At 62.4% G+C, this 26275-nt stretch carries 27 protein-coding genes; 9 read left to right on the top strand and 18 right to left on the bottom strand.

All coding sequences use genetic code 11. The features are described 5' to 3' along the window. Positions 1 to 8: 8 nt before the first annotated feature. Positions 9 to 734 (top strand): tRNA (guanosine(46)-N7)-methyltransferase TrmB, encoded by a 726-nt coding sequence (gene trmB, locus NH234_RS28075; protein WP_085646976.1) that lies wholly within the window; start codon positions 9 to 11, stop codon positions 732 to 734. Between the two features lie 130 nt (positions 735 to 864). Here the strand turns inward: trmB and NH234_RS28070 are convergent, their stop codons facing one another. The 10 genes from NH234_RS28070 to NH234_RS28025 all read right to left on the bottom strand — a co-directional run bounded on the left by NH234_RS28070 (position 865) and on the right by NH234_RS28025 (position 7758). After that, positions 865 to 1188, bottom strand: a complete 324-nt coding sequence (locus NH234_RS28070; RefSeq protein ID WP_011336381.1) for a DUF3392 domain-containing protein — start codon at positions 1186 to 1188, stop codon at positions 865 to 867. A gap of 20 nt (positions 1189 to 1208) precedes the next feature. Then, on the bottom strand, positions 1209 to 2414 hold the full coding sequence (gene hemW, locus NH234_RS28065; RefSeq protein WP_085731562.1) for a radical SAM family heme chaperone HemW: 1206 nt from the start codon (positions 2412 to 2414) through the stop codon (positions 1209 to 1211). Beyond that, positions 2411 to 3007, bottom strand: coding sequence for an RdgB/HAM1 family non-canonical purine NTP pyrophosphatase (rdgB, locus tag NH234_RS28060; protein ID WP_367255047.1), 597 nt, complete (start codon positions 3005 to 3007; stop codon positions 2411 to 2413). The genes hemW and rdgB overlap by 4 nt, the downstream gene beginning before the upstream one ends. Next, the gene (locus NH234_RS28055) at positions 3004 to 3438 is read right to left on the bottom strand and encodes a DUF4426 domain-containing protein (RefSeq protein ID WP_085731564.1); all 435 of its coding nucleotides are present in this window, start codon (positions 3436 to 3438) and stop codon (positions 3004 to 3006) included. The genes rdgB and NH234_RS28055 overlap by 4 nt, the downstream gene beginning before the upstream one ends. Before the next feature lie 26 nt (positions 3439 to 3464). Next, on the bottom strand, positions 3465 to 4085 hold the full coding sequence (metW, locus tag NH234_RS28050) for a methionine biosynthesis protein MetW (RefSeq protein WP_085731565.1): 621 nt from the start codon (positions 4083 to 4085) through the stop codon (positions 3465 to 3467). A gap of 7 nt (positions 4086 to 4092) precedes the next feature. Continuing rightward, complete coding sequence (locus tag NH234_RS28045) at positions 4093 to 5232, bottom strand: homoserine O-acetyltransferase (protein WP_085731566.1); 1140 nt, start codon at positions 5230 to 5232, stop codon at positions 4093 to 4095. Positions 5233 to 5341: 109 nt separating this feature from the next. Continuing rightward, positions 5342 to 5632 (bottom strand): DUF167 domain-containing protein, encoded by a 291-nt coding sequence (locus NH234_RS28040; protein ID WP_085709069.1) that lies wholly within the window; start codon positions 5630 to 5632, stop codon positions 5342 to 5344. Beyond that, on the bottom strand, positions 5629 to 6219 hold the full coding sequence (locus NH234_RS28035) for a YggT family protein (RefSeq protein WP_085731568.1): 591 nt from the start codon (positions 6217 to 6219) through the stop codon (positions 5629 to 5631). The genes NH234_RS28040 and NH234_RS28035 overlap by 4 nt, the downstream gene beginning before the upstream one ends. 10 nt (positions 6220 to 6229) lie before the next feature. Continuing rightward, entirely contained in the window at positions 6230 to 7048 is an 819-nt protein-coding gene (proC, locus tag NH234_RS28030) for a pyrroline-5-carboxylate reductase (protein WP_085731569.1), read from the bottom strand. Between the two features lie 23 nt (positions 7049 to 7071). Continuing rightward, positions 7072 to 7758 carry a YggS family pyridoxal phosphate-dependent enzyme gene (locus tag NH234_RS28025; protein WP_085731570.1) on the bottom strand — a complete coding sequence of 229 codons (687 nt, stop codon included), beginning with the start codon at positions 7756 to 7758 and terminating at the stop codon, positions 7072 to 7074. Positions 7759 to 7814: 56 nt separating this feature from the next. Between NH234_RS28025 and NH234_RS28020 the strand changes: the two genes are divergently transcribed. Then, entirely contained in the window at positions 7815 to 8849 is a 1035-nt protein-coding gene (locus tag NH234_RS28020) for a type IV pilus twitching motility protein PilT (protein ID WP_085731571.1), read from the top strand. Between the two features lie 51 nt (positions 8850 to 8900). Here the strand turns inward: NH234_RS28020 and NH234_RS28015 are convergent, their stop codons facing one another. Beyond that, complete coding sequence (locus tag NH234_RS28015) at positions 8901 to 9524, bottom strand: C40 family peptidase (protein ID WP_085709074.1); 624 nt, start codon at positions 9522 to 9524, stop codon at positions 8901 to 8903. A 248-nt stretch (positions 9525 to 9772) separates the two neighbouring features. On the opposite strand from NH234_RS28015, the gene NH234_RS28010 reads away from it, so the two are divergent. After that, positions 9773 to 10207 carry a TM2 domain-containing protein gene (locus tag NH234_RS28010; RefSeq protein ID WP_085731573.1) on the top strand — a complete coding sequence of 145 codons (435 nt, stop codon included), beginning with the start codon at positions 9773 to 9775 and terminating at the stop codon, positions 10205 to 10207. A gap of 35 nt (positions 10208 to 10242) precedes the next feature. Here the strand turns inward: NH234_RS28010 and NH234_RS28005 are convergent, their stop codons facing one another. The 7 genes from NH234_RS28005 to gshB form a co-directional block, all read right to left on the bottom strand. Then, on the bottom strand, positions 10243 to 11514 hold the full coding sequence (locus NH234_RS28005; protein WP_367255042.1) for a dihydroorotase: 1272 nt from the start codon (positions 11512 to 11514) through the stop codon (positions 10243 to 10245). After that, positions 11511 to 12515: an aspartate carbamoyltransferase catalytic subunit gene (locus NH234_RS28000; protein WP_367255040.1), complete on the bottom strand. Its 1005-nt coding sequence runs from the start codon at positions 12513 to 12515 to the stop codon at positions 11511 to 11513. Before NH234_RS28000 ends, NH234_RS28005 begins: the two co-directional genes overlap by 4 nt. Positions 12516 to 12542: 27 nt before the next feature. Continuing rightward, on the bottom strand, positions 12543 to 13046 hold the full coding sequence (gene pyrR, locus NH234_RS27995; protein ID WP_367255038.1) for a bifunctional pyr operon transcriptional regulator/uracil phosphoribosyltransferase PyrR: 504 nt from the start codon (positions 13044 to 13046) through the stop codon (positions 12543 to 12545). Positions 13047 to 13127: 81 nt separating this feature from the next. After that, the gene (ruvX, locus tag NH234_RS27990) at positions 13128 to 13565 is read right to left on the bottom strand and encodes a Holliday junction resolvase RuvX (RefSeq protein WP_007953334.1); all 438 of its coding nucleotides are present in this window, start codon (positions 13563 to 13565) and stop codon (positions 13128 to 13130) included. After that, positions 13565 to 14137, bottom strand: coding sequence for a YqgE/AlgH family protein (locus NH234_RS27985; protein WP_085689619.1), 573 nt, complete (start codon positions 14135 to 14137; stop codon positions 13565 to 13567). Before NH234_RS27985 ends, ruvX begins: the two co-directional genes overlap by 1 nt. A gap of 59 nt (positions 14138 to 14196) precedes the next feature. Continuing rightward, positions 14197 to 15096, bottom strand: a complete 900-nt coding sequence (locus NH234_RS27980) for an energy transducer TonB (RefSeq protein WP_085731575.1) — start codon at positions 15094 to 15096, stop codon at positions 14197 to 14199. 107 nt (positions 15097 to 15203) lie between these two features. After that, entirely contained in the window at positions 15204 to 16154 is a 951-nt protein-coding gene (gene gshB / locus NH234_RS27975) for a glutathione synthase (protein WP_367255034.1), read from the bottom strand. 224 nt (positions 16155 to 16378) lie between these two features. Here gshB and pilG point away from each other — a divergent pair, with 224 nt between their 5' ends. The 6 genes from pilG to NH234_RS27945 are packed head-to-tail and all read left to right on the top strand — an operon-like array spanning position 16379 to position 26247. Beyond that, complete coding sequence (gene pilG / locus NH234_RS27970) at positions 16379 to 16783, top strand: twitching motility response regulator PilG (RefSeq protein ID WP_085709083.1); 405 nt, start codon at positions 16379 to 16381, stop codon at positions 16781 to 16783. 60 nt (positions 16784 to 16843) lie between these two features. Further along, positions 16844 to 17209 carry a twitching motility response regulator PilH gene (gene pilH, locus NH234_RS27965; RefSeq protein ID WP_011336365.1) on the top strand — a complete coding sequence of 122 codons (366 nt, stop codon included), beginning with the start codon at positions 16844 to 16846 and terminating at the stop codon, positions 17207 to 17209. A gap of 10 nt (positions 17210 to 17219) precedes the next feature. Continuing rightward, positions 17220 to 17759 (top strand): chemotaxis protein CheW, encoded by a 540-nt coding sequence (locus NH234_RS27960; protein ID WP_085731577.1) that lies wholly within the window; start codon positions 17220 to 17222, stop codon positions 17757 to 17759. Between the two features lie 13 nt (positions 17760 to 17772). Continuing rightward, complete coding sequence (locus NH234_RS27955) at positions 17773 to 19833, top strand: methyl-accepting chemotaxis protein (protein WP_367255032.1); 2061 nt, start codon at positions 17773 to 17775, stop codon at positions 19831 to 19833. A gap of 35 nt (positions 19834 to 19868) precedes the next feature. Further along, positions 19869 to 25784: an Hpt domain-containing protein gene (locus tag NH234_RS27950; RefSeq protein WP_367255030.1), complete on the top strand. Its 5916-nt coding sequence runs from the start codon at positions 19869 to 19871 to the stop codon at positions 25782 to 25784. Beyond that, complete coding sequence (locus NH234_RS27945) at positions 25777 to 26247, top strand: chemotaxis protein CheW (protein ID WP_367255028.1); 471 nt, start codon at positions 25777 to 25779, stop codon at positions 26245 to 26247. The genes NH234_RS27950 and NH234_RS27945 overlap by 8 nt, the downstream gene beginning before the upstream one ends. Positions 26248 to 26275 lie beyond the last annotated feature (28 nt).

Genomic DNA, 26275 nt, shown 5'->3' with positions numbered 1-26275 from the left:
AGCTATTGATGACTGAATCGAACGACACGCCAATCCAGACGGAAGAAGGCGACGAGCGCCAACACCGCCGCATCAAGAGCTTTGTGATGCGCGCCGGGCGCATGACCGAAGGCCAGCAGCGCGGCCTGGATCAGGGCGCGCCGAAGTTCGTCCTGCCGCTGGCCGATGCGCCTGTGGATTACGATCAGGTGTTCGGCCGTTCCGCGCCGCGTTCGCTGGAGATCGGTTTCGGCATGGGCCACTCGCTGCTGGAAATGGCAGCCGCTGCGCCGGAGCAGGATTTCATCGGTGTCGAGGTTCACCGTCCGGGTGTTGGCGCGCTGCTCAACGGCGTGCTGACCCAGGGCCTGACCAATCTGCGGGTCTACGATTGCGACGCGATCGAGGTGCTCAACCGCTGCATCGCCGACAACAGCCTCGATCGCCTGATGCTGTTTTTCCCGGATCCGTGGCACAAGAGCCGCCACCACAAGCGCCGCATCGTTCAGGCGTCCTTCGCTGAACTGGTGCGCAGCAAGCTGAAGGTTGGCGGCATTCTGCACATGGCCACCGACTGGGAGCCGTACGCCGAATACATGCTGGAAGTGATGAACGTCGCCCCGGGCTATCGCAACCTCGCCGAAGACGGCAAGTGCGTACCACGCCCGGCCGAACGCCCGATCACCAAGTTCGAACGCCGCGGCGAACGTCTTGGGCATGGCGTGTGGGATCTGAAGTTCGAAAAGCTCGCTTAAGCCTTACGCAGAACCCCATGTGGGAGCGAGCCTGCTCGCGATAACGGTCTGACAGTCAACGATGATGTTGAATGTTAAGTCGCTATCGCGAGCAGGCTCGCTCCCACAGTTATTTTGTGTGTGCTGAAAATCAGCGGCGGTCAGCGACCACGCCAATCAGCACCAGCACCACCAACAACACCGGCGCCAGGCTGTAGTTGTTGAACTGGCTCAGCCCCTTCACCACCCAGGGTGTGGCGTAGATCAGCGCCGCGCCGCTGCCGATCATGCACAGCAGGGCCATCAGCGGGACGCGCAGGGCGCCGGCGATGCTGCCCAGGCGTTGCTCGACCCAGCCTTTGAAGTCGGCGCCGAACAGCACCAGCAGGCAGCCCACCAGAGCCAGCGCGATTTCCGAGAGGTTGCTGCGGCTCCAGCGGGAGACAGTGGCGAGCAGGTCGAGTATCAAATCCATGCGGTTTCCCCGGGAGCCATTCAGCTCAGAAATTTCTGCAGTAAATCGTTGAGAAAGAGTTGTCCGCGCTCGGTGGCCGCCAGACGTGACGGTTCGACCTGCAACAGACCGCTTTGTTCGGCCTCGCGGCGGTGTTCATCGAGGCTCTCCAGCGGCAGGCCGGTGCGCTCGGGATACAGGCGTGATTCGACGCCGGCAGTCAGGCGCAGGGCGTTCATCAGGAACTCGAATGGCATCTCGTCGTTGGTCAGGGCTTTCTCGCCGGCCTGGAAACTTTTGGCCGGGTTGAGGTAGTCCTTCGGCAAGCGCGTCTTCCAAGTGCGCACGATGCGCCCGTCCGGATGGCTGAGCTTGCCGTGGGCGCCGGCGCCGATGCCGATGAAGTCGCCGAAACTCCAGTAGTTGAGGTTATGCCGCGCCGGACGACCCGGTTGGGCGTAAGCGGAAACCTCGTACTGCGCGTAACCGTGTTCGGCCAGCAGCGCCTGTCCGGCTTCTTGAATGTCCCACAGCGTGTCGTCTTCCGGCAGCACTGGCGGCTGGTTCCAGAACACGGTGTTCGGCTCCAGCGTGAGCTGATACCAGGAGATGTGCGTCGGTTTCAGTTCGATGGCTTGGCGCAGATCGCTCAGGGCATCGTCCAGCGACTGGTCCGGCAAGCCGTGCATCAAGTCGAGGTTGAAGTTATCGAAACCGGCCTGGCGCGCCATGCCTGCCGCCCGCACGGCTTCGTCGCCGTTGTGGATGCGGCCGAGGGCCTTGAGCTTTTCCTGCTGGAAGCTCTGGACGCCGATCGACAGACGATTGATCCCCAGTTTGCGGTAGGCGACGAACTTCTCTTGCTCGAAAGTCCCGGGGTTGGCTTCCAGGGTGATTTCGATGTCATCGGCAAACGGGATGCGTTGTTTGACGCCTTCCAGCAAGCGACCAAGGGCTTGGGCACTGAACAGGCTCGGCGTGCCGCCACCAAAGAAGATCGAACTCAACTCACGGTCGTACACCGCGTGCAGATCCTGATCCAGGTCGGCGAGCAGCGCATCGACGTATTCCTGCTCCGGCAGCACCGGGCTGGCTGTGTGCGAGTTGAAGTCGCAATAAGGGCATTTGCGCACACACCACGGGATGTGGATGTACAGCGCCAGAGGCGGCAGCGTCGGCAACGGCGCCCGAGGCGAGGAGGCGGCGCCACCGACGATCAGTGGCGACGCAGAAGAAGCACGGGTCATTTCAAGCCCAGACGCTGGCGCAGCAGATCCATTGCACGGGCGCGGTGGCTGATCTGGTTCTTGTCGCTAGGGCTCAGCTCGGCGCTGGACACGTTACGCTCCGGCACCCAGAACAACGGGTCGTAGCCGAAACCGTGATCACCGCTGGCGGCGGTCAGGATGCGCCCGTGCCACAGGCCTTCGCACAGAATCGGCAGCGGATCGTCGGCATGACGCACCAGCGCCAGCACACAGACGAACTGTGCGCCGCGCTCGACTTCAGGCACGTCTTTCAGGGCGTCGAGCAGTTTGGCGTTGTTTGCCGCGTCGCCCTTGCCGTCGGCATAGCGCGCCGAGTAGATGCCCGGCGCACCGCCGAGGAAGTCCACCGCCAGACCCGAATCGTCTGCCAGCGCCGGCAGCCCGGAGATGCGCGCGGCGTTGCGGGCCTTGAGGATCGCGTTCTCGACGAACGACAGGCCGGTTTCTTCCGGCTCCACGCTGCTGAATTCGCCGATCGAGCGCAATTGCACCGATTCGCCGAGCATTGCCTGGAGTTCCTTGAGTTTGCCGGCGTTATGGCTGGCCAGTACGAGTTGCTTGAGATTGATCATTGGCCAGGGAAAAGCTCTTGGTTGAAATTGATGGTGTTGATCTTGTCGCCGGTCTGCACCTTGATTTCAAAGGTGCGGGTTTCCTGCTGTTCCACCGGGTACTGGGCGATGTAATAGATCGCGCCCTGTTCGGTGATCTGGCGGAAGGTCAGCGGCACGCTCTGGCTGGTCAGATCTTTCACCGTGCCGGTGACGTTGGCGGTCAACGGCTTGCCGTCCTTGATCACCGAGACATTGATCACGCCCTGGTTCTTGCTGCGGATCAGCTCGGCAGCCTTGGCGATGTCCGGTTGCAGGTAGGTCGAGTTGAAGGTGTTGTAGTGCACCGTCACGTCGCCGAAGGTTTCCTGGCGCTCGCTCTTGATGGCATCGGCTGCCACGGCCGACAGGCTCAGGCAGGCGGCCAACAGCGTGGTAATCAGGCGTCCCATGTTCGTTCTCCTCGCAATGTCGTGGTTCAGACCGCGATTCTGTGATCCTGCAGCCCCGGGCTGCTGACGCGGTAGATACCGATCTCACCTAACAGATTAGGCCATAGCTTACTGGCCCACCCGTGACGGTGCTGTTGATCCACGGCAAGCCGATCAATGACCTTCGCCTCACGTTCGCGGCAAAGTTCTTCAAAGTCTTCGAAGGTGCAGAAGTGGATGTTCGGCGTGTTGTACCAGGTGTACGGCAGGAACTCGGACACTGGCATCCGGCCCTTGCTCGCCAGATACCAGCGGCAGCGCCAGTGGCCGAAGTTGGGGAAGGTGATGATGCACTGGCGACCGACCCGCAGCATTTCGTCGAGGATCTTGTCCGGGTAATGTACGGCTTGCAGGGCCTGGGTCATTACCACGACGTCGAAGCTGTTGCTGGCGAAGTTGCCCAGGCCCTTGTCCAGGTCCTGCTCAATGACGTTGATGCCCTTGGCCACGCACTCGGCGATGTTGTCGGCGTCGTTTTCCAGGCCATAGCCGGTGACCTGTTTGTGGTCGCGCAGCCAGGTCAGCAACTCGCCGTCACCGCAACCGAGGTCGAGCACGCGGCTGCCGGCGGGGATCCATTCCTGGATGATTTCCAGATCAGCTCTCATGGCTTGTTCACACCGTAATTCGGTTCATGTAATTGCCGAACGCCTGCAAATAACGCGGGATCGGAATCAGGAAGGCGTCGTGGCCCTGGGGTGCGTCGATTTCCAGGTAGCTGACGTCCTTGCGCGCAGCCATCAGCGCATCCACCAGTTCCCGCGAGCGAGCGGGGGAGAAGCGCCAGTCGGTGGTGAACGACATCACGCAGAACTTGGCTTTCGCACCTTCGAAGGTTTTCGCCAGGTTATCGTCGAAGTTCGCTGCCGGATCGAAGTAATCCAGCGCCTTTGTCATCAACAGATAAGTGTTGGCATCGAAGCGCCCGGAGAACTCTTCGCCCTGATAGCGCAGGTAGCTTTCGACCTGAAACTCGACGCTGTGGAAGTCGTAGTTGAGCTTTTCGCTCTTCAGGCCGCGACCGAATTTCTCGCCCATGGAGTCGTCGGACAGGTAGGTGATGTGCCCGACCATCCGCGCCAGCATCAGGCCGCGCTTTGGGATCACGCCTTGTTCCTGGAACGAGCCACCGTGGAATTCCGGGTCGGTGAGAATCGCCTGGCGCGCCACTTCGTTGAACGCAATGTTCTGCGCCGACAACTTGGGGGCCGAGGCGATGGCCAGGCAGTGGCGAACGCGATCCGGATAGGTGATGGTCCATTGCAGCGCCTGCATGCCGCCGAGGCTGCCGCCGATCACCGCCGCCCACTGGCCGATGCCGAGCAGGTCGGCCAGGCGTGCCTGGCTGTGCACCCAGTCTTCCACGGTCAGTACCGGGAAGTCGGCGCCGAACGGTTTGCCGGTGTCCGGATTGAGGCTGCTCGGGCCGGTGGAGCCGTTGCAACCGCCGAGGTTGTTCAGGCTGACCACGAAGAACTTGTTGGTGTCGATCGGTTTGCCGGGGCCGATGCAGCTATCCCACCAACCGGGCTTGCGGTCGTCGACGCTGTGGTAACCCGCAGCGTGGTGGTGGCCGGACAAGGCGTGGCAGATCAACACGGCGTTGCTCGCTTGTGCGTTCAGCGTGCCGTAGGTTTCGTAGATCAGGTCATAAGCGGCCAGCGAACGGCCGCAGGCCAGGGCCAGCGGTTCGCTGAAGTGCGCCGTTTGCGGCGTCACCAGACCAACAGAATCGGGGGGAAAGGCAGCTGGCATCGACCCTGCTCTCGTTGAAATGAGGCGTAAGTCTAAAGACCGCTGCCCCCAGCGGCAAGCAACGATCAGGCCTGATTTGCGCTCGTTCCCGCGCGGAGCGTGGGAACGATCAAGGAAGAGCTAAACCGGGTAAATCCGGGAGTTTCTTCGGTGAGCAAATCTTCACCCGCTTCTGCCGATTCAACTCACCGCTGATCAGGCTGACCTGGCTCTTGGAAACCCCGAAAGCCTTGGCCAGAAACCCCATCAGATACGCATTGGCCTTGCCCTCCACCGGCGGCGCGGTCAGGCGGATCTTCAGGCGGTCGCCGTGCAGCCCGGCGAAGTCATCGCTGCGGGCTGCCGGTTGCAGGTGACACTCGAGGATCAAGTCGTCACCGTCCCAACGGAACCAGCTCACATCAACAGGCGCAGGATTTCCGGCATCATCGTCATCGCCGCGAGGTTGTTGATCACCAGCATGTCGATCAGCTTCAGCGCGAGGAAGGCGAAGATCGGCGACAGGTCCAGACCGCCCATGCTCGGCAGGAAGCGCCGGAACGGCGCCAGGGCCGGTTCGCAGATCTGGTTCACCAGCTCGGCGCCCGGGTTATGGCTGCCCGGAGCGACCCACGACAGGATCACGCTGATGATCAGGGCGAAGAAGAAAATCTTCAGGAACAGCGCGGTCACGCCGATGATCGACCAGATGAGCAGTTGCAACGGGTTGCCGGTGGTGCCGTAGGTCAGCAGCAGGGTCAGCGCCATCAGTGCCAGTTGTACGAGGATTGCCAGCACCAGCGACGACATGTCCAGGCCGAACAGGCTCGGGATGATCCGGCGCAGTGGCTTGAGCAGCGGTTGGGTGGCCTTGACCACGAACTGGCACAGCGGGTTGTAGAAGTTCGCCCGTACCAGTTGCAGGACGAAGCGCAGCAGCACGATCAGCAGGTACAGGCTGCCGAGGGTTTGCAGCACGTAGACCGCTGCGGTGTTCAATCCAATCATGTAAGGCTCCTTATTTGCCCAGTTGTTCGGCCATCTCGGCCGAGCGGTGCGCGGCGGCGCCGAGTGCTTTTTCCACCAGGGCTTCGAAGCCGCCGGCCTGGAACGATTTGATCGCGGCTTCCGTGGTGCCCGCCGGCGAGGTCACGCGACGGCGCAACTCGGCAGCGTCGACGTCGCTGGAAACCGCCATGTGTGCGGCGCCCAGTGCGGTCTGCAAGGTCAGTTGTTCGGCGGTTTCCTTCGGCAGGCCGAGTTTGACGCCAGCGGCGGTCATGGCTTCGATCAGCAGGAAGAAGTAGGCCGGGCCGGAACCGGAGACGGCTGTGACCGCGTCCAGTTGCTGCTCTTCGTTCAGCCACAAGGCGATGCCCACGGCGGACAGCAGTTCTTCAGCCTGTTGGCGCTGTTCGGCGCTCACTTCGCCGGTGGCATACAGACCGCTCACGCCCTGACGCAGCAGCGCCGGGGTGTTGGGCATGCAGCGCACGATCGGCTGCTCGCCAAGCCATGCAGTCATGCTGGCGCAGGTGATGCCGGCGGCGATGGACACCACCAGCTGATTCGGTTTCAGGCTCGGGCGGATCGCTTCGCACACGGCCTTCATGGCCTGTGGCTTGACCGCCAGAACGACAACGTCGGCGCCGTCGATGGCCTGGGCGTTGTCGGCAAAGGTTTCGATGCCATGTTCGGCGCTGACCCGGTTGCGGGTTTCTTCGCCCGGATCGCTGGCGCGGATGTGTGCGGCTTCCAGACCCTTGGCCCGCAGGCCGCCGATCAGGCTGGCGGCCATGTTGCCGGCACCGATAAAGGCAATACGCGTGTTGCTCATGTCAGGTCCTTATCTGGAAATCATCAAGATTGGGAGTAGTCGCGAGCGCCAAACAGGGCCGTACCGATACGGACCCAGGTGGCACCCTGGGCAATGGCCGACTCGAGGTCGTGGCTCATGCCCATGGAAAGTGTGTCGAGCGGCAGGTCGAGGCCGGCCTGCAGCTTCTGAACGGCAGCGAATGCAGCGTCTTGCTCGGCGCGATCTTCGGTCGGCTCGGGAATCGCCATCAGCCCGCGCAACTTCAAGCGCGGCAGGGCGCTGATGGCCTGGGCCAGGGCCGGCAGGTCGGCCGGGGTGCAGCCGGACTTGCTGGCTTCACCGCTGACGTTGACCTGAATGCAGATATTCAGTGGCGGCAGGTCCGCCGGGCGTTGTTCGGACAGGCGTTGGGCGATTTTCAGACGATCCACGGAGTGCACCCAGGCGAAATGCTCGGCAATCGAGCGGGTCTTGTTCGACTGAATGGGGCCGATGAAGTGCCAGATCAAGGGCAGGTCGGCCAGTTCGAGCTGTTTGCCCAAAGCTTCCTGCAGGTAGTTCTCGCCAAAGTCACGCAGGCCGGCGGCGTACGCTTCGCGCAGGGCTTGGGCGGGTTTGGTCTTGCTCACGGCCAGCAGCTGGACGCTGTTTTCATCGCGGCCGGCGGCAGCGGTGGCGGCATGAATGCGTGAACTAACGAGGGCAATGTTGTCTGCTATCGTGGACATCAAGAGGCGCCAGCGGTCTGAAGGTTCGCGGCATTCTACTGGAATTGAGGGACGCTATGGATATCACTGAACTGCTGGCCTTCAGCGCCAAACAGGGCGCTTCCGACCTGCACCTGTCGGCCGGACTGCCGCCGATGATCCGCGTGGATGGCGATGTGCGGCGGATCAATCTGCCGGCGCTGGATCACAAACAGGTGCATGAGCTGATCTACGACATCATGAACGACACCCAGCGGGTGGAGTTCGAGAAACATCTGGAAACCGACTTTTCCTTCGAAGTGCCGGGTGTGGCGCGGTTTCGGGTCAACGCCTTTAACCAGAACCGTGGCGCCGGCGCCGTATTCCGCACCATCCCGTCGAAAGTGCTGAGCATGGAAGACCTCGCCATGGGCGACGTCTTTCGCAAGATCACCGACGCCCCGCGCGGGCTGGTGCTGGTGACCGGGCCGACCGGCTCCGGCAAGTCCACCACCCTGGCGGCGATGATCGATTACCTCAACACTCATCGTCATCACCACATCCTGACCATCGAAGACCCGATCGAATTCGTCCACGAATCGCGCAAATGCCTGATCAATCAGCGTGAAGTCCACCGCGATACCCGCAGTTTCGCCACGGCACTGCGCTCGGCGCTGCGGGAAGACCCGGATGTGATCCTGGTGGGCGAGATGCGCGACCTGGAAACCATCCGTCTGGCGCTGACCGCTGCGGAAACCGGGCATCTGGTGTTCGGCACACTGCACACCACGTCGGCGGCCAAGACCATCGACCGGGTGGTGGACGTATTTCCGGGGGATGAGAAGTCCATGGTGCGTTCGATGCTGTCGGAGTCGTTGCTGGCCGTGGTCTCGCAGACGCTGATCAAGAAGATCGGCGGCGGCCGGGTGGCGGCCCACGAGATCATGCTGGGTACGTCGGCGATCCGTAACCTGATCCGCGAGGACAAGGTGGCGCAGATGTATTCGGCGATCCAGACTGGCGGGTCGCTGGGGATGCAGACACTCGACATGTGCCTGAAGGATCTGGTGACCAAGGGCCTGGTCAGTCGCGAGCATGCGCGGGAGAAGGCGCGGACGCCGGATAACTTCTAGTGACGAAAAAAAACGCAGCCCGAGGGCTGCGTTTTTTGTGATCTGCAAGGATCAGCGTTGAACCACGCGCATCTGCTTGCCGCCCGGTTCTTTCGGCAGCACGCGCTTGGCAACCACGTAATGCTGTTCCCAATACGGCTTGTTCAGCGTATCGATGCTCACCGCTTTGCCACGGCGCGGTGCGTGGATGAAGCGGTCGTTGCCCAGGTAGATGGCAACGTGATTGACCCGACGGCTCTTGATGTTGAAGAAAATCAGGTCGCCAGGCTTGAGATCCTTGCGCTCGACTTTCTCGCCGTGACCGCTGGCCATGGCATTCGAGGTGCGCGGCAGGTCGAAAGTCGCGTCGTTGAACGCGTATTTCACCAGGCCGCTGCAGTCGAAGCCTTTACTCGGGCTGCTGCCGCCCCAACGGTAAGGTGTACCGAGGACGTTCACCGCACGACTGAGGACGTTGCTGCTTTCTTTGTTCGCCATCGGTGGAACCAGCTTGCCGTGACCCTTGCTGGCGAGCGTGGTGTGTTTCGTTTGTTTGCCTTTGTTCGAAGGAGCAGAGGCATGGGATTTGGGGGTGAAACCGTTAACGTTGGGAAGACGTTGCTCACGATTGGTGGCGTGGGCGGCCAGTGGCATTAATAGGCAAATAGTTAGCCATGTCTTGAAAAATGGACGCATTAGGCAGGGCTCTTATGTGTTAGCGCGCAACTTTATAACAGCTTTTTTGTCCCTTCCGAGGCCGTTGGTCGATTCAAAAGGCGGGCAACGGAACCAAACAAGCGGCAAATAGACGCAATTGTCGGACAGAAGTCAGGTGCTATAAGGCTTTGACCGACCACAAGGTAGCATTTGCCGTACGTCGGGTACCTGTAAAAAAGTCACAAAGAATTAAAGAAAATTTATCTATCGCGTGTATCGAGGTCTTCATGAACCGCTATCAACTGCCCCAAGTGAAGGAAAAGGACACCCATAGCAAGGTGATCGGTTATCTGTTGTGGATCTTCGGTTTTACCGGGTCGCACCGCTTCTATTACGGCAAGCCGGTGACCGGCACGATCTGGTTTTTCACCTTCGGGCTGTTGGGGATTGGCTGGCTGATCGACGTGTTCCTGATCCCGGCAATGGACCGGGAAGCGGACCTGCGCTTTGAGGCGGGGCCGATCGAATACAACGTGGCGTGGATTCTGTTGACGTTCCTCGGCGCGTTCGGCGTGCACCGGATGTATCAGGGCAAGTGGATCAGCGGGGTGATTTATCTGCTGACCGGCGGGTTGTTCTTTCTGGGCGTGCTGTATGACTTCTGGACGCTGAATGATCAGGTGTCGGTGCGTAATGCCGAAGGGCGGGGCACTTTTCAGTAAGTGATGGCGAGGGAGCAAGCTCCCTCGCCATTTTTTTATGCCTGATGGCTGATCCGGCCATCCACCAGGGTGTAACGCACCACGCTTGGCAGACTATGGCCGATGAACGGGCAGTTCTCGCCCTTCGACAGCCAGGTTTCGCCGGCAACGGTCGAGGCCTTCGGATCGAACAGCACGATATCCGCCGCGCCACCCACCGCCAGGTTGCCCGCCGGCAGGCGCAAGGCCTCGGCCGGGCCGGCGCTCAGGCGGGCCAACAGGGTCGGCAGGTCCAGCAGACCATCCTCGACCAGCGTCATCGCCAGCGGCAGCAGCAGTTCAACGCTGCTGATGCCCGGCTCGGTCGCACCGAACGGTGCGAGTTTGGCATCGCGCTCGTGAGGCTGGTGATGGCTGGAGATCGCCGAGACCACCCCGGACTTCACCGCCTCGCGCAGGCCATCGCGGTCGGCGCGGGTACGCAGCGGTGGTTGTACGTGATACAGGCTGCTGAAATCGATCAGCGCTTCGTCCGTCAGGATCAACTGATACAGGGCGACATCCGCCGTGACTTTCAAACCACGAGCCTGGGCCTGAGCGATCAGGGCCACGCCGCGAGCACTGGTCAACTGGCTGAAGTGCGCACGCACGCCGGTCTGTTCGACCAGCAGCAGGTCACGGGCCAGGGCCACGGTTTCAGCGGTTTCCGGAATGCCCGGCAGGCCGAGGAAACTGGCGGTGGCGCCTTCGTGGGCCAGGCCGCCGTCGGCCAGGTCGTGATCCTGGGAGTTGAAAATCACCGTCAGGTCAAAGGTCGCCGCGTACTCCAGCGCCCGGCACAGGGTACGGGTGTTGCGGAAGCTCTCCAGGCCGTTGCCGAACGCCACGCAACCGGCGTCGCGCAGTGCAACGAGTTCTGCAAGCTGTTCGCCGTCCAGGCTTTTGCTCAGGGCGCCGATCGGGAACACTTTGGTGTTGCCGGCCTCGCGGGCGCGGTCGAGGATCAGCTCGGCCACGGCGGAGGTGTCGAGCACCGGTTTGGTCTTCGGCGGGCAGCACAGGCTGGTTACGCCGCCGGCCGCAGCCGCGCGGGTTTCGCTGGCGATGGTGCCTTTGCGGCTGTAGCCCGGCTCGCGCAGGGCAACGTTCAGGTCTACGAGGCCGGGAGCGGCGACAAGGCCTTGGGCGTCGATGGTTTCGACGGCGCTGAAACCGGCCGGTGCAGCGCCGAGGGCGACGATCTTGCAGGCTTCAACGTGAATATCGGTGATTTGATCCAGGCCGCTGCTTGGATCGATGACGCGGGCGCCGAGAATGCTGAGCTTCACTGGGCGTTCTCCTGCTCGAATTGACGCTGCGCTGTTTGTCCGCTCATGGCCATCGACAGCACGGCCATACGGATCGCGATGCCGTAAGTGACTTGATTGAGGATCACCGAGTGCGGGCCGTCGGCCACCGCCGACTCGATCTCCACGCCGCGGTTGATCGGCCCCGGGTGCATGACGATGCAGTCGGGTTTGGCGCCTGCCAGGCGCGCGGTGGTCAGGCCGAACAGGCGATAGAACTCACCTTCGCTCGGCAGCAGGCCGCCGGTCATGCGCTCACGCTGCAGGCGCAGCATGATCACCACGTCGACGTCTTTCAGGCCTTCGGTCATGTCGGTGTAGACCTTCACGCCGTATTGCTCGATGCCGATCGGCAGCAGGGTCTTCGGCGCGATCACGCGGATGTCCGGGCAACCGAGGGTTTTCAGGGCGAGCATGTTCGAGCGCGCCACCCGCGAGTGCAGGATGTCGCCGACGATGGCCACCGAAAGGTTTTCGAAGCCGCCCTTGTGCCGACGGATGGTCAGCATGTCGAGCATGCCCTGGGTCGGGTGCGCGTGACGGCCGTCGCCGCCGTTGATGATCGCCACCTGCGGGCAGACATGTTCGGCGATGAAGTGCGCAGCGCCGGAGTCACCGTGGCGCACGACGAACATGTCGGCGGCCATGGCTTCGAGGTTGCGCAGGGTATCGAGCAGGGTTTCGCCCTTGCTGGCCGACGAGGTCGACACGTTCAGGGTAATCACGTCCGCCGACAGTCGCTGGGCCGCCAGTTCGAAGGTGGTGCGAGTGCGGGTGGAGTTTTCGAAGAACACGTTGCACACGGTCTTGCCGCGCAGCAACGGGACCTTCTTCACGGCCCGGGCACCGACTTCGAGGAACGAGTCGGCGGTGTCGAGGATTTCCGTCAGCAACTCGCGGTGCAGGCCGTCGAGCGAGAGGAAGTGGCGCAGCTGGCCCTGATCATTGAGCTGCAGCGGGCGCTTGGTATCTAGAGGCGTCATCGCGAAGGGGACTCTCAATAGGGCGGATTAAGGGGCGAGGTCTTGCAGTTCGAGGGCCAGCTCCGGGCCGGACAGCTTGACCCGCTCGTGGGCGGCCAGCGACAGGGTCGCGCCGACCACGTTCGGGCGGATCGGCAGTTCGCCGGCGTCCAGATCGAGCAGGCAGACCAGCGTCACGCTGGCCGGGCGGCCGTAGTCGAACAGTTCGTTCATCGCGGCGCGGATGGTCCGGCCGCTCATCAGTACGTCGTCGATCAGCACCAGATGCTGGCCTTCGATTTCGAAGGGCAGGGCGGACGGGCGCACTTGCGGGTGCAAACCGTTCTGGCTGAAGTCGTCGCGGTAGAAGGAAACGTCCAGCGTACCCAATGGCGCATCGCTGCCGAGCTCTGCGAGCAGGGCCTGGGCGACCCAGACGCCGCCGGTGCGGATGCCGATGTAACGCGGTTCGCTGATATCACGCTGGGCAAGGTGCGCCTTGAGGCGGGTCGCCATCTGGCTGATCAGATCGGCGGGATTGGGCAGGCTCATGGTTGCTCCTTCTTGGGGTCGAGCCGGTTCTCGCGAACCGTGGCTCGGGTTGTAACCAAAAGAAAAGCGCCGTAGCGCTTGTCAGGATTCAAATAGTGCGGTGTTTTCGTCGAGCCAACCTTGCAGCAGCAGGGCGGCGGCGATGGCGTCCACCGGGTTGTCGCGGTAACTGCCTTTCTGCCCGCCGCGCACCAGTCGTTCGCCCTTGGCTTCGAAGGTCGTCAGGCGTTCGTCGTGGGTATAGAAAGGCAGGTTGAAGCGGCCGTTGAGGCGCCGGGCGAATTTCTCGGCGCGGGCGCACATTTCGCTGGGCGTGCCGTCCATGTTCAGCGGCAGGCCGACCACCACGGCATCGGGCTTCCATTCCTTTATCAGGGCTTCGACCTGATTCCAGTCCGGCACACCGTTTTGCGCCTTCAAGGTGCACAGTTCGCGGGCCTGGCCGGTAATCACCTGGCCGACCGCGACGCCGATCTGTTTGGTGCCGTAGTCGAAGCCGAGGATCAGGCGCAGGGCCATCAGGCGTGTCCTGCCTGGCTGGTCAGCAGGCTGAGGTTGATCCCCAGGTGCCTGGCTGCCGCTTCCAGGCGCAGTTCACTGCTGGTGTTGAACAGGATGTCGGCGTCGTACGGGCAGGTCAGCCAGGCGTTGTCGGCCAGTTCGGCCTCCAGTTGTCCAGCTTCCCAGCCGGCATAGCCGAGGGTGATGACGCTTTTGGCCGGGCCCACGCCGTCGGCGATGGCGAACAGCACGTCCTGCGAAGTGGACAGCGCGAGATCGCCGTCCAGCTCGACGGTGGCCTGGAAGGTCTGGCCCGCCGGATGCAGGACAAAACCGCGATCGGTCTGCACCGGACCGCCGATGAAGATCGGTACATGCTGGCACAGTGCTGGCGGATCGATGTCCGGGCGCAGTTGTTCGAGGATGTCGGCCAGATTCAGCTCTTGTGGTCGGTTGACCACCAGCCCCATGGCCCCATTGGCCGTGTGCTCGACGATGTAGGTCAAGGTGTGGGCAAAGTTCGGGTCGGCCATGTGTGGCATGGCGATCAGGAAGTGATGCTTGAGGTAGCTGGGGCTGACGTTTTTCATGTGCGCTAGTGTGGCGTTCGGGGGGCGAACTGACAAGCTGGAGCAGTCAAAAGATCGGCTCAGTTGCTGGACAGCCGGTCGCCCCGGGCGAATTTCCAGGTGCGGATGATTTCCAGCCGGTCGATGTCCGACAGGTCCCCGGTAAACGGTGCGAAAGGCGCGGCCAGCCGGACGATGCGCTGTGCCGCCTGATCCAGCAGCGGCTGGCCTGAGGATTCCAGCACCAGCACTTCATACAGCGAGCCGTCGCGGTTGATCGACACCATCAGGCGCAAATTGCCGTAAATCTGCTGGCGCCGGGCTTCTTCGGGGTAGTTGAGGTTGCCGATGCGCTCGACCTTCTTGCGCCATTCGTCCTTGTACCAGGCACCCTTGTCGCGCATGGTCGATGCCGCGCTGAGGCGGTGGATGCGCGGACGCTTGGCGTACAGCTGTTGTTCGTTGGCCAGTTCGGCTTCGAGGCTGGCGATGTCGCTGGAGAGCTGCGAGCTGTCGAAAGTCGGGGCGTCGACTGTCGGTTTGGTCTCGGTCTTGGCTTCTTCTTTCTTGGTCGGCGCCTTTTTCGGCTTCGGCGCGACGGTGGTCACCGCCGCCTTGGGCGCGGCTTCCTGCACTTGCGGTTTGGCGGCCGGTGGTGGGGTGACTTTCTTGACCTGATTGTCCTGGAACGGCGCGACCTCGGTGGTCTTGGGGATCGCCTTCTTGTCGAGGGTGCCGCTGCCTTCCTGGTTTTCCTGGGCGAGGAAATCGGCCTTCGCCGGCTTCTTTTCGCTCTTGAAGGTGGCGAGGGTGATTTCCAGGGTCTTGCTGATCTGCTTGGGCTCGACCATGGTGAAACCCACGCCGAGCAGCAGCGCCAGATGGATCAGCGCCGCGAGAAACAGGGTAAATCCGAGGCGATCGACCGGGCGCACGCCGCGGTGGGCGAGTTCAGCAGGCAGATCGGACGGAAGTGTCATGACAAGAAAACCAACATCGCGTTTTTCACAGGCCGCGCATGATAACGCAATGTTGGTTTCACGCCTTGGGCTTCAAGCATCAAGCGACAGGCTGCATGTGATGTACATCAAGCTTGCAGCTTTTTCTCGATGGCATCCATCAGCATCCCGCCGATGTCGGTGCCGAAAGCATTGTCGATTTCGCGGATGCAGGTCGGGCTGGTGACGTTGATTTCGGTCAGGTGCTCGCCGATCACGTCCAGGCCGACGAACAGCAGGCCCTTCTCGCGCAAGGTCGGGCCGACCTGAGCGGCGATCCAGCGATCCTTGTCGGTCAACGGACGGGCTTCGCCTCGGCCGCCGGCCGCGAGGTTGCCACGGGTTTCGCCCTGGGCCGGAATCCGCGCCAGGCAGTAATCCACCGGCTCGCCGTCGATCATCAGGATGCGTTTGTCGCCATCGACGATGGCCGGCAGATAACCCTGGATCATGATCTGTTGCTTGCCGTGCAGAGTCAGTGTTTCCAGAATCACCGACAGATTTGGATGGCCGGCGGTGTGCCGGAAAATCGACGAGCCGCCCATGCCATCCAGCGGCTTGAGAATCACGTCACCGTGATGGTCGGCGAATTCGCGCAACACGTCCGGGCGACGGCTGACGATGGTCGGCGGCGTGCACTGCGGGAACAGCGTGGCGAACAGCTTTTCATTACAGTCGCGCAGGCTTTGCGGCTTGTTGACTACCAGCACCCCGGCGGACTCGGCCTGTTCGAGAAGGTAGGTGGAGTAGACGAACTCCATGTCGAACGGCGGATCCTTACGCATCAGGATCACGTTCAGGTCGCTGAGCAGAGAATCCTGTTCGGCGCCCAGTTCGAACCATTTTTCCGGGTTGGCGAAGACTTTCAGCGGTTTCATCCGCGCCCGGGCCTGACCTTCACCCTGATAAAGATCCTTCTGTTCCATGTAGAACAGTTCCCAGCCGCGCTTCTGCGCCGCCAGCAGCATGGCCAGCGAGCTATCCTTTTTATAGGAAATGCTGGCGATTGGGTCCATGACTATCCCGACGCGAACGCTCATTGGGTTTTCCTCGAAAATTGGCTACCGGATCGGTATGAAAAAAGTGCCGCCAGAGTGGCTCCGGGCGGGTTTTCGGTCAAGGAAAAACCCGTCGATAGATTGCGTCAGGAGACTGTGCTAAAAAGGCTCCCAGCCGTGCTGGCCCTTGAACATCAAGGGTTTCCAGCCATCAGTCATCGCAAAACGGACAAATTGATTCGCAAAGGCGACGGTAGAGCCCCCTTATGGAACAGCAGTCCAGCGCCTTGAAGGTCATGGTGATCGACGACTCGAAAACGATTCGTCGCACTGCCGAGACCCTGTTGAAAAATGCAGGGTGCGAAGTCATCACGGCGATCGACGGTTTCGACGCCCTGGCGAAGATCGCCGACAACCACCCCGGGATCATTTTTGTCGACATCATGATGCCGCGTCTGGATGGTTATCAGACCTGCGCTTTAATCAAGAACAACAGTGCCTTCAAGGCAACGCCGGTGATCATGCTGTCGTCCCGCGACGGGCTGTTCGACAAGGCCAAGGGGCGGATTGTCGGTTCCGATCAATTTTTGACCAAGCCTTTCAGCAAGGAAGAACTGCTCGACGCGATTGCGGCCCATGTTCCGGGCTTTGCCGCTGATTTGCCGCAGTAAGACACGCACAGTGACGCTCGGCCAGCGGGCCCGGTGTCGACAAGAAAAATGGGGAAGACCATGGCACGTATTCTGATCGTCGATGATTCGCCGACCGAAATGTACAAACTGACCGGCATGCTGGAAAAGCACGGCCACGAAGTGTTGAAAGCCGAAAACGGCGCCGACGGCGTGGCCCTGGCCCGTCAGGAAAAACCCGACGCGGTGCTGATGGACATCGTCATGCCCGGCCTCAACGGTTTCCAGGCGACCCGCCAACTGACCAAGGACGCTGAAACCAGCCATATCCCGGTCATCATCATCACCACCAAGGATCAGGAAACCGACAAGGTCTGGGGCACCCGCCAGGGCGCCAGGGACTACCTGACCAAACCGGTCGACGAAGACACGCTGATCAAGACCCTGAACAACGTGCTGGCCGGTTGATCGCGCCGCCATGAGCGAGTCGCTGACCGCGTTCGAACTGTTGTGGCAGATCGACCAGCGCTGTCGCCTGCTGGCGGCGGACCTGCCGTCGCAACCGGCGCGCCAGGATCGCTGGAGCGGCATCGGCTTTCGTTTGGGCGAGCACTGGTACGTCGCGCCCATGGGCGAAGTCAGCGAAGTGCTGCCCGAACCGCGTTTCACCCAATTGCCGGGGGTAAAGCCCTGGGTCAAGGGCGTCGCGAATCTGCGCGGACGGTTGTTGCCGATCATGGACCTGTGCGGATTCTTCGGCCATGAGCTGTCACCCATGCGCAAGCAGCGGCGGGTATTGGTAGTGGAGCATCAGGACGTGTTTGCCGGTGTGCTGGTCGATGAGGTTTTCGGCTTGCAGCACTTCGAGCAGGACAGCTTCGAACCCGTCTCGATCCGTAAACGGCAAGGCTCCAAGGGCGAGTTCGTCAAAGGCTATTTCCGGCGCGAGCAGAACTGGCGAGTGTTCAGCCTGTTTGCGCTGGCGCAGTCACCGAGTTTCATGCACGTCGCGGTTTAACAGGCGAGGACCGATGATCAAAGCAAAAACCAGCAAGCCCGCAGAAGGCTCGCGCAGCCGCTCGCAGATCATCGTGCTGTTCATCGCGCTGATCGTGTTCATCATGCTGCTGTTCGCCAACTTCGCTTACCTCAACACCCAGGCCAACTACGACAAGCAGTACATCGGTCACGCCGGTGAGCTGCGGGTGCTGTCCCAGCGGATCGCCAAGAACGCTACCGAAGCCGCGGCCGGCAAGTCGGCCGCGTTCAAGCTGCTCAGCGATGCGCGCAACGATTTCGCCCAGCGCTGGGGTTATCTGAAGAAGGGCGACCCGTCCACCGGCCTGCCGCCGGCACCGTCCACCGTGCGCCCGGAAATGCGCGCCGTGCAGCTGGACTGGGAACGCCTGCTGAAAAACACCGACGCCATTCTATCCAGTGAACAGACCGTACTGTCGCTGCATCAGGTCGCCGCGACCCTGGCCGAAACCGTGCCGCAGTTGCAGATCGAATACGAAAAAGTCGTCGAGATTCTCCTGCAACGCGGCGCCCCGGCGGCGCAGGTGGCGATGGCCCAGCGTCAGTCGCTGCTGGCCGAGCGGATTCTCGGCGCGGTGAATACCGTGCTCTCCGGCGATGAAAACTCGCAACAGGCCGCCGATGCCTTCGGCCGTGACGCCACGCGCTTCGGTCAGGTGCTCAACGGCATGCTGCAAGGCAACCCGACGCTGAAGATCAGCCAGGTCGAGGACCGTGATGCCCGCGCGCGCCTGAGTGAAATCGCCGAGCTGTTCCAGTTCGTTTCCGGTTCGGTGGATGAAATCCTCGAAACCTCGCCGGAGCTGTTCAAGGTGCGCGAGTCCGCCACCAACATCTTCAGCCTGTCGCAGACCCTGCTCGACGAAGCTTCGCACCTGGCCACCGGCTTCGAGAACCTCGCCGGCGGGCGCAACACCGACACTATCGGCGGCTACGTGCTGGGCCTGCTGGCGCTGGCGTCGATCATCCTGATCGGCATGGTCATGGTCCGGGAAACCAACCGGCAGTTGCAGGAAACCGCCGAGAAGAACGAGCGCAACCAGAACGCGATCATGCGTCTGCTGGATGAAATCGAAGACCTCGCCGACGGCGACCTGACGGTGACCGCCTCGGTGACCGAAGACTTCACCGGGACCATCGCCGACTCGATCAATTATTCCGTCGACCAGTTGCGCGATCTGGTGGCGACCATCAACCTCACCGCCGGCCAGGTCGCCGCAGCGGTGCAGGAAACCCAGGCCACCGCCATGCACCTGGCCCAGGCCTCGGAGCATCAGGCGCAACAGATTTCCGAAGCCTCGACCGCGATCAGCGACATGGCCCAGTCCATCGATCAGGTGTCGGCCAACGCTGCTGAATCCTCGGCGGTGGCCGAACGTTCGGTGGAGATTGCCAACAAGGGCAACGAGGTGGTGCACAACACCATCCATGGCATGGACAACATTCGCGAACAGATCCAGGACACCGCCAAACGTATCAAGCGTCTGGGCGAGTCGTCCCAGGAAATCGGCGACATCGTCAGTCTGATCGACGACATTGCCGACCAGACCAACATCCTCGCCCTCAACGCGGCCATTCAGGCCTCGATGGCCGGTGATGCCGGGCGCGGTTTTGCAGTGGTTGCCGACGAAGTGCAACGGCTGGCCGAACGCTCGTCCGCCGCGACCCGGCAGATCGAAACGCTGGTGCGGGCAATCCAGACCGACACCAATGAAGCCGTGATTTCCATGGAACAGACCACCACCGAAGTGGTGCGCGGCGCACGGCTGGCGCAGGATGCCGGTGTGGCCCTGGAAGAAATCGAAGGCGTGTCCAAGACCCTCGCGGCGCTGATCCAGAGCATTTCCAACGCGGCGCAGCAGCAGACGTCTTCGGCCGGGCAGATTTCCCTGACGATGAATGTGATCCAGCAGATCACCTCGCAGACGTCGTCCGGCTCCACGGCCACCGCCGAAAGCATCGGCAACCTGGCGAAAATGGCCAGCCAGTTGCGGCGTTCGGTGTCCGGGTTCACCTTGCCGGCGGCGGCAGCGCCCGCCACGGACAAGGCGTGAGGCCTGCGGGCGAGTTCATGTCGAGCGGAGTGGTTATGGGTGACCGGCACGACTACGTGGCCCTCGAATGGGTCAAGGGCGAAATTGCCGAAACGCTGAGGCAGGCGCATCAGGCCATCGAAGCCGTGCTCGACGATCCGCAGTCGGTGCCCGGGCTGGACGAGTGCCTGGCGTGCATCCATCAGGTCCACGGCAGTCTGCAGATGGTCGAGTTCTACGGCGCGGCCTTGCTCGCCGAAGAGATGGAACATCTGGTCGAAGCCCTGCAAAACGACCGCGTCAGCCACCGCGACGAAGCCTTGCACCTGCTGTTGCAGGCCTTCGGCCAATTGCCGATCTACCTTGACCGCGTTCAAGGCGCCCGCCGTGATTTGCCGCTGGTGGTGCTGCCGCTGATCAACGATTTGCGCAGCGCCCGGGGCGAAAGTCTGTTGTCGGAGACCAGCCTGTTCAGCCCGCAATTGCCGGAGTTGCCGCCGCTGAGTCAGGAAGCGCTGGCCCTGCTGGAACCGGCCGATTTACCCAATGTGCTGCGCAAGTTGCGGCAAATGTTGCAGATGGCGCTGGTGGGCTTGCTCCGCGAACAGGACGATCAGACTCACCTCGGTTACCTGAGCAAAGTCTTCACCCGCCTCGAAGCCTTGAGCGGCGATTCACCCTTGAGTCCGTTGTGGCAGGTCGCCTCGGCACTGGTCGAGGGCATGCGCGAAGGCCGGATCGCCAACAGCCCGGCCCTGCGCAGCCTGTTCAAGGACGCCGACAAGGAGCTCAAGCGCCTGCTCGAACAAGGCATGGCCGGCCTCAACCAGCCACCGCCGCCCGAGCTGTTCAAAAGCCTGCTGTTCTATATTGCCAAAGCCGAACATCCCACCGGGCAGATGCTGACCATGAAAGATCGCTACTCCCTGGACGACGCGTTGCCCGACAGCGCGATGGTCGACGAAGAACGCGCGCGCCTGGCCGGCCCCGACCGCGATGCGATGCGCTCGGTGCTCGCGGCGCTGTGCGAAGAGCTGGTGCGGGTCAAGGAACGCCTCGATCTGTTCGTGCGCAGCGACCGCCAGCACACCTCGGATCTGGACAGCCTGCTGGCGCCGCTGCGGCAGATCGCCGACACACTCGCGGTGCTCGGTTTCGGCCAGCCGCGCAAGGTCATCATCGATCAACTGGCGGTGGTGCTCAGCCTCGCTCAGGGCCAGCGCGAACCGAACGACGCCACGCTGATGGACGTCGCCGGCGCCTTGCTCTATGTCGAAGCGACGCTGGCCGGGATGGTCGGCACGGTGGAACCGGAAAGCCCGGAAGACTCGCGCCTGCCCACCACCGACCTGACGCAGATCCATCAGATCGTGATCAAGGAAGCGCGCATCTGCCTGCAACAGGCCAAGGACATGATCGTCGACTACATCGACGCCGACTGGGATCGCCAGCAACTGCAACCGTTGCCGGCGCTGCTGACCCAGGTGCGCGGTGCGCTGGCGATGATCCCGTTGGCGCGTGCGGCAAGCCTGCTGGAAGCCTGCAACGGTTTTATCCGCGAGCATCTGTTGCTCGATCCCCATGAGCCGGGCTGGCAGCAACTGGACAACCTGGCCGATGTCATCACCAGTCTCGAGTATTACCTTGAACGCCTGACCGATGACCCGCAGGCACCGAGCGAGCAACTGCTCGATGTCGCGCAGAAAAGCCTGGCCAGCCTCGGCTACTTTCCTGACGAGCCGCCAAACGAACAACGGGTGCCGCTGCTCGACGATGTGCTCAGCCCCAGCGAAGCGCTGGTGATGCAGGACCTGCAGGAACTCGATGACCCGCAAATCGCCCAGTCGCTGGCCGATGTGCTGGCCAGTCCGGTGTCAGCGGTCAACCCGCCCGCGTTGACCACGCCCGGCAGCCTGCTTCCACCGCCCGCCGATGAAAAGCCGGTGGATGACGAGCTGCGTGAAGTGTTCCTCGAAGAGACCGAGGAAGTGCTCGATGTGCTGCGCGACTACCTGCCGCGCTGGACTGCCGATCCGCAGGACCGGGAGGCATTGAGTGAATTGCGCCGCGCTTTTCACACTCTGAAGGGCAGCGGGCGCATGGTCCGTGCGCTGGTTCTCGGCGAACTGGCCTGGGCGGTGGAAAACCTGCTCAACCGGGTGCTGGAGCACAGCGTCGAACCGGGCCCGGCGGTGCAACAATTGCTGGCCGAAACGTTGCTGTTGCTGCCGGACCTGATTGCCGAATTCGCCATCAACCATCAGCGCCAGCGTCAGGATGTCGATCAGTTGGCGGCCCGCGCCCATGCATTGGCCAAGGGCGACACGCCGTTGCCGGCCGAAGACGTAGAAGACGTCGCTGCGCTCGACCCGCTGTTGCTGGAGATTTTCCGCAACGAAGCCGAAACCCACCTCGCCAGCCTCAACCGCTTTCTCGATCTGGCCGCCGAACACGTGCCGTTGCAAGCCAGCGACGAACTGCAGCGCGCGCTGCACACCCTCAAGGGCAGCGCGTCGATGGCCGGCGTATTGCCGATCGCCGAACTGGCGGCGCCACTGGACAAACTGGCCCGGGAGTTCAAGGCTCATCAACTGGCCCTGGACCTCGACGAAGTGGAGTTGCTGCTGGAAGCCGAAGGCCTGTTCCGCGTCGGTCTGCGCCAGCTCAAACACGACCCTCTGGCGCCAATCGTCGGTGCGCAGTCGCTGATCAAACGCACCGAAACCTTGCTCAGCGAGCGCCTCGAATCCATCCTCAATGCTCCGAGCAGCGCCCTGCGGGTCAAGCGTGATCCGCAACTGATCAACAACTTCCTGGCCCAGGGCATGGACATCCTGCTCGACGCCGAAAACCTCTTGCAGCGCTGGCAGCAGCACCCCGGCGAACGCCAGGAACTCAGTGCGTTGCTGGATGAACTGACGACCCTCGGCGAGGGCGCGCACCTGGCGGATCTGCTGCCGGTGGACGTGTTGTGCGAAGCCTTGCTCGACCTGTATGGCGCGGTGGAAGAAAGCAGCCTGGCGGTCAGCGAACGGTTTTTCCATGAGGCGCAGCAGGCCCACGAAGCGCTGATCAACATGCTCGACGAACTGGCCGCCGGCCAGGAAATCACCCCGCAACCGCAGCGCATCCGTGCGCTGCACGAACTGCTCGACGAAAGCCTCGACCCGTCGGCCATGGGCCTGATTCGCAGCGACGGCAGTCGAACCCTGAGTATTTCCGAGCTGGGCAGCGCCACTGCCGAACTGCAAAAAAACACCAGCGGAATCGGCGCGGATGACGAGATCGTCGAGATCTTCCTCGAAGAAGCGGTGGACATTCTCGACAGCGCCGGGCAAGCCTTGCAGCGCTGGTTGAACGATCCGGAAAACGGCGCGCCACTGTCGTCGCTGCAACGGGACCTGCACACCCTCAAGGGAGGTGCGCGGATGGCCGAGGTCGAGGCCGTTGGCAACCTGGCCCAGGAGCTGGAAAACCTTTACGAAGGCCTGGTGGATCGCCGCTACAACTACAGCGACGCATTGGGCCGACTGTTGCTGCAAAGCCATGACCGCCTGGCGTTGTACCTCGATCAACTGCATGACCATCAGCCTTTGAAACCGGCGCAGGACTTGATTGACGCGATCCGCCAGTTCCGTCAGGGCCAGGCTGGCAGTCCCGAAACACCGGCACCCGCCGCCAGCCATGACGGTGCAGGACACGATCCGGAGCTGCTGGAAATCTTCCTCGAAGAAGGTTTCGACATCATCGAAAACTCCGGTGCCGCGCTGCTGCGCTGGCAGGCCGAACCCGGCAACCGCCAGGAAGTGGAAACCCTGCTGCGCGACCTGCACACCCTCAAGGGCGGCGCGCGAATGGTGGAGATCGGCCCCATCGGCGACCTCGCTCATGAGCTGGAATACCTTTACGAAAGCCTGTCCTCCGGCACCCTGCAAAGCAGCGCCGAACTGTTTGCCCTGTTGCAGCGCGGCCATGACCGGTTGGCGCAGATGCTCGATGCGGTGCGCGCCGGCCAGCCATGCCCGCCGGCGGATCGACTGATAGGCGCGATCCAGAATTTCAGCCACCCGGTGGCGGTGGAAACGCCTGCGCCGATACTGCCGGTGCCCTTGAAGACCGAACCCGCCGCGCCCGCTGCCGAGGCGGGTGTGGACATGGTCAAGGTCTCCGCCGAATTGCTTGATGACCTGGTCAACCTCGCGGGCGAAACCTCGATTTTCCGCGGGCGTATCGAGCAGCAGGTCAGCGATGCGCAGACGGCCCTGAACGAGATGGAAACCACCATTGAGCGCATGCGCGATCAGTTGCGCCGGCTCGACACCGAAACCCAGGGGCGGATTCTCAGCCGTCAGCAAGTGGACGCCGAACGTTTGGGCTACGAAGAATTCGACCCACTGGAAATGGATCGCCATTCGCAGTTGCAACAGTTGTCCCGGGCGCTGTTCGAATCCGCCTCCGACCTGCTCGACCTCAAGGAAACCCTCGACCGGCGCACCCTCGACGCGGAGAACCTGTTGCAACAACAGGGGCGGATCAACACCGAATTGCAGGAAGGCCTGATGCGCACGCGCATGGTGCCGTTCGAGCGCATGTTGCCGCGACTCAAGCGCATCGTCCGGCAGGTGGCCGAAGAGCTGAACAAGGATGTGGCGTTCACCGTCGGCAACGCCGAAGGCGAGATGGATCGCAACGTCCTCGAACGCATGGCGGCGCCGCTGGAACATATGCTGCGCAACGCCGTCGACCATGGTCTGGAACCCGCCGACGTGCGACTGGCAGCGGGCAAACCGGCTCAAGGTCAGATCAGCCTTGATCTGTCCCGTGAGGGCAGCGACATCGTTTTCGACATCCGCGACGACGGCGCCGGCGTACCGTTGGACGCGGTGCGACGCAAGGCGATCAAGCGCGGCCTGCTGGCACCGAACGCGGAAATCAGCGACCGCGAAGTGTTGCAGTTCATCCTCCAGCCGGGCTTTTCCACTGCCGAGAAAATCACCCAGATTTCCGGGCGCGGCGTGGGCATGGACGTGGTCCACGAAGAAGTGCGGCAACTGGGCGGCACCATGAGCATCGACTCGGTGCCGGGGCAGGGCGTGCATTTTCGCATTCGCCTGCCGTTCACCGTGTCAGTCAACCGTGCACTGATGGTGCAGTGCGGCGAGGATCAGTACGCGATTCCGTTGAACACCATCGACGGCATCGTCCGCGTGCTGCCGAATGAGCTGGACGGGCATTTCCGTCTCGACCCGCCGAGTTATCAATACGGCGGCCAGCGTTATGAGCTGTGCTACTTGGGCGAGCTGCTGAAAACTGCCCCACGGCCGAAACTGTCCGGCCAGAGCCTGCCGGTGCCGGTCTTGCTGGTGCAGTGCAACGACCGGCACATCGCGGTGCAGGTCGACACGATGGCCGGAACCCGCGAGATCGTGGTCAAGAGCCTCGGCCCGCAGTTCGCGTCGGTGCAGGGCGTGTCCGGAGCGACGATTCTCGGCGATGGCCGGGTGGTGCTGATTCTCGACCTGCTGGCGCCGATCCGCGCGATGCAGGCGCGGTTGCCGCAGCGTCCGGCCAGTCACGAAATCGAGAGCGAACCGCAAAAGCCGTTGCTGGTGATGGTGGTCGACGATTCGGTGACGGTGCGCAAGGTCACCAGCCGTCTGCTCGAACGTCATGGCATGAACGTGCTGACCGCCAAGGACGGGGTCGATGCGATGCTGCTGCTGGAAGAACACATGCCGGACCTGATGCTGCTCGACATCGAAATGCCGCGCATGGACGGCTTCGAAGTGGCGACCCAGGTGCGCCACGACGAGCGCCTGAAACACCTGCCGATCATCATGATCACCTCGCGCACCGGCCAGAAACACCGCGACCGCGCGATGGCCATCGGCGTCAACGACTACCTCGGCAAGCCGTACCAGGAATCGGTGCTGCTCGAAAGCATCGCGCTGTGGAGCAAAAAACATGCATGAACGCCGGGACAACCAGCGCACCAACCAACTCACCGGGCTGCTGCTGCCGCTGGCGGATCGCAACCTGATCCTGCCCAACGTCGCCGTCGCCGAGCTGATCGACTACCAGTCCAGTGCCTTCGATCTCGACACGCCGCCGTGGTATCTGGGCCGGGTAACCTGGCGCGAGCGGCAGATTCCGCTGCTGAGTTTCGAGTCGGCGTGCGGCAACAAGATCGTCATCGGCGAACGGGCCCGGATCGTCATCCTCAACGCCCTCGGCGGATTGCCGACGCTGCGCTTCATTGCCTTACTGGTGCAGGGGATTCCGCGCTCGTACAAGCTCGACAGCCAGTTGAGTTATGTCGACGTGCCGCTGTGTACGCTGGAGCAGGCAGCGGTGCAGGTTGGGGAGCAGGTGGCGAAGGTACCGGATCTATTGGCATTGGAGAAATTGTTGGTGGATGCGGGGCTGGTCCACTGATCGTTACGCTCAGCGTAACGGTTCACCA

The organism is Pseudomonas sp. stari2 (genome assembly GCF_040760005.1).
Classification (GTDB): domain Bacteria; phylum Pseudomonadota; class Gammaproteobacteria; order Pseudomonadales; family Pseudomonadaceae; genus Aquipseudomonas.
This window is presented reverse-complemented; position numbering and strand designations above follow the sequence as displayed.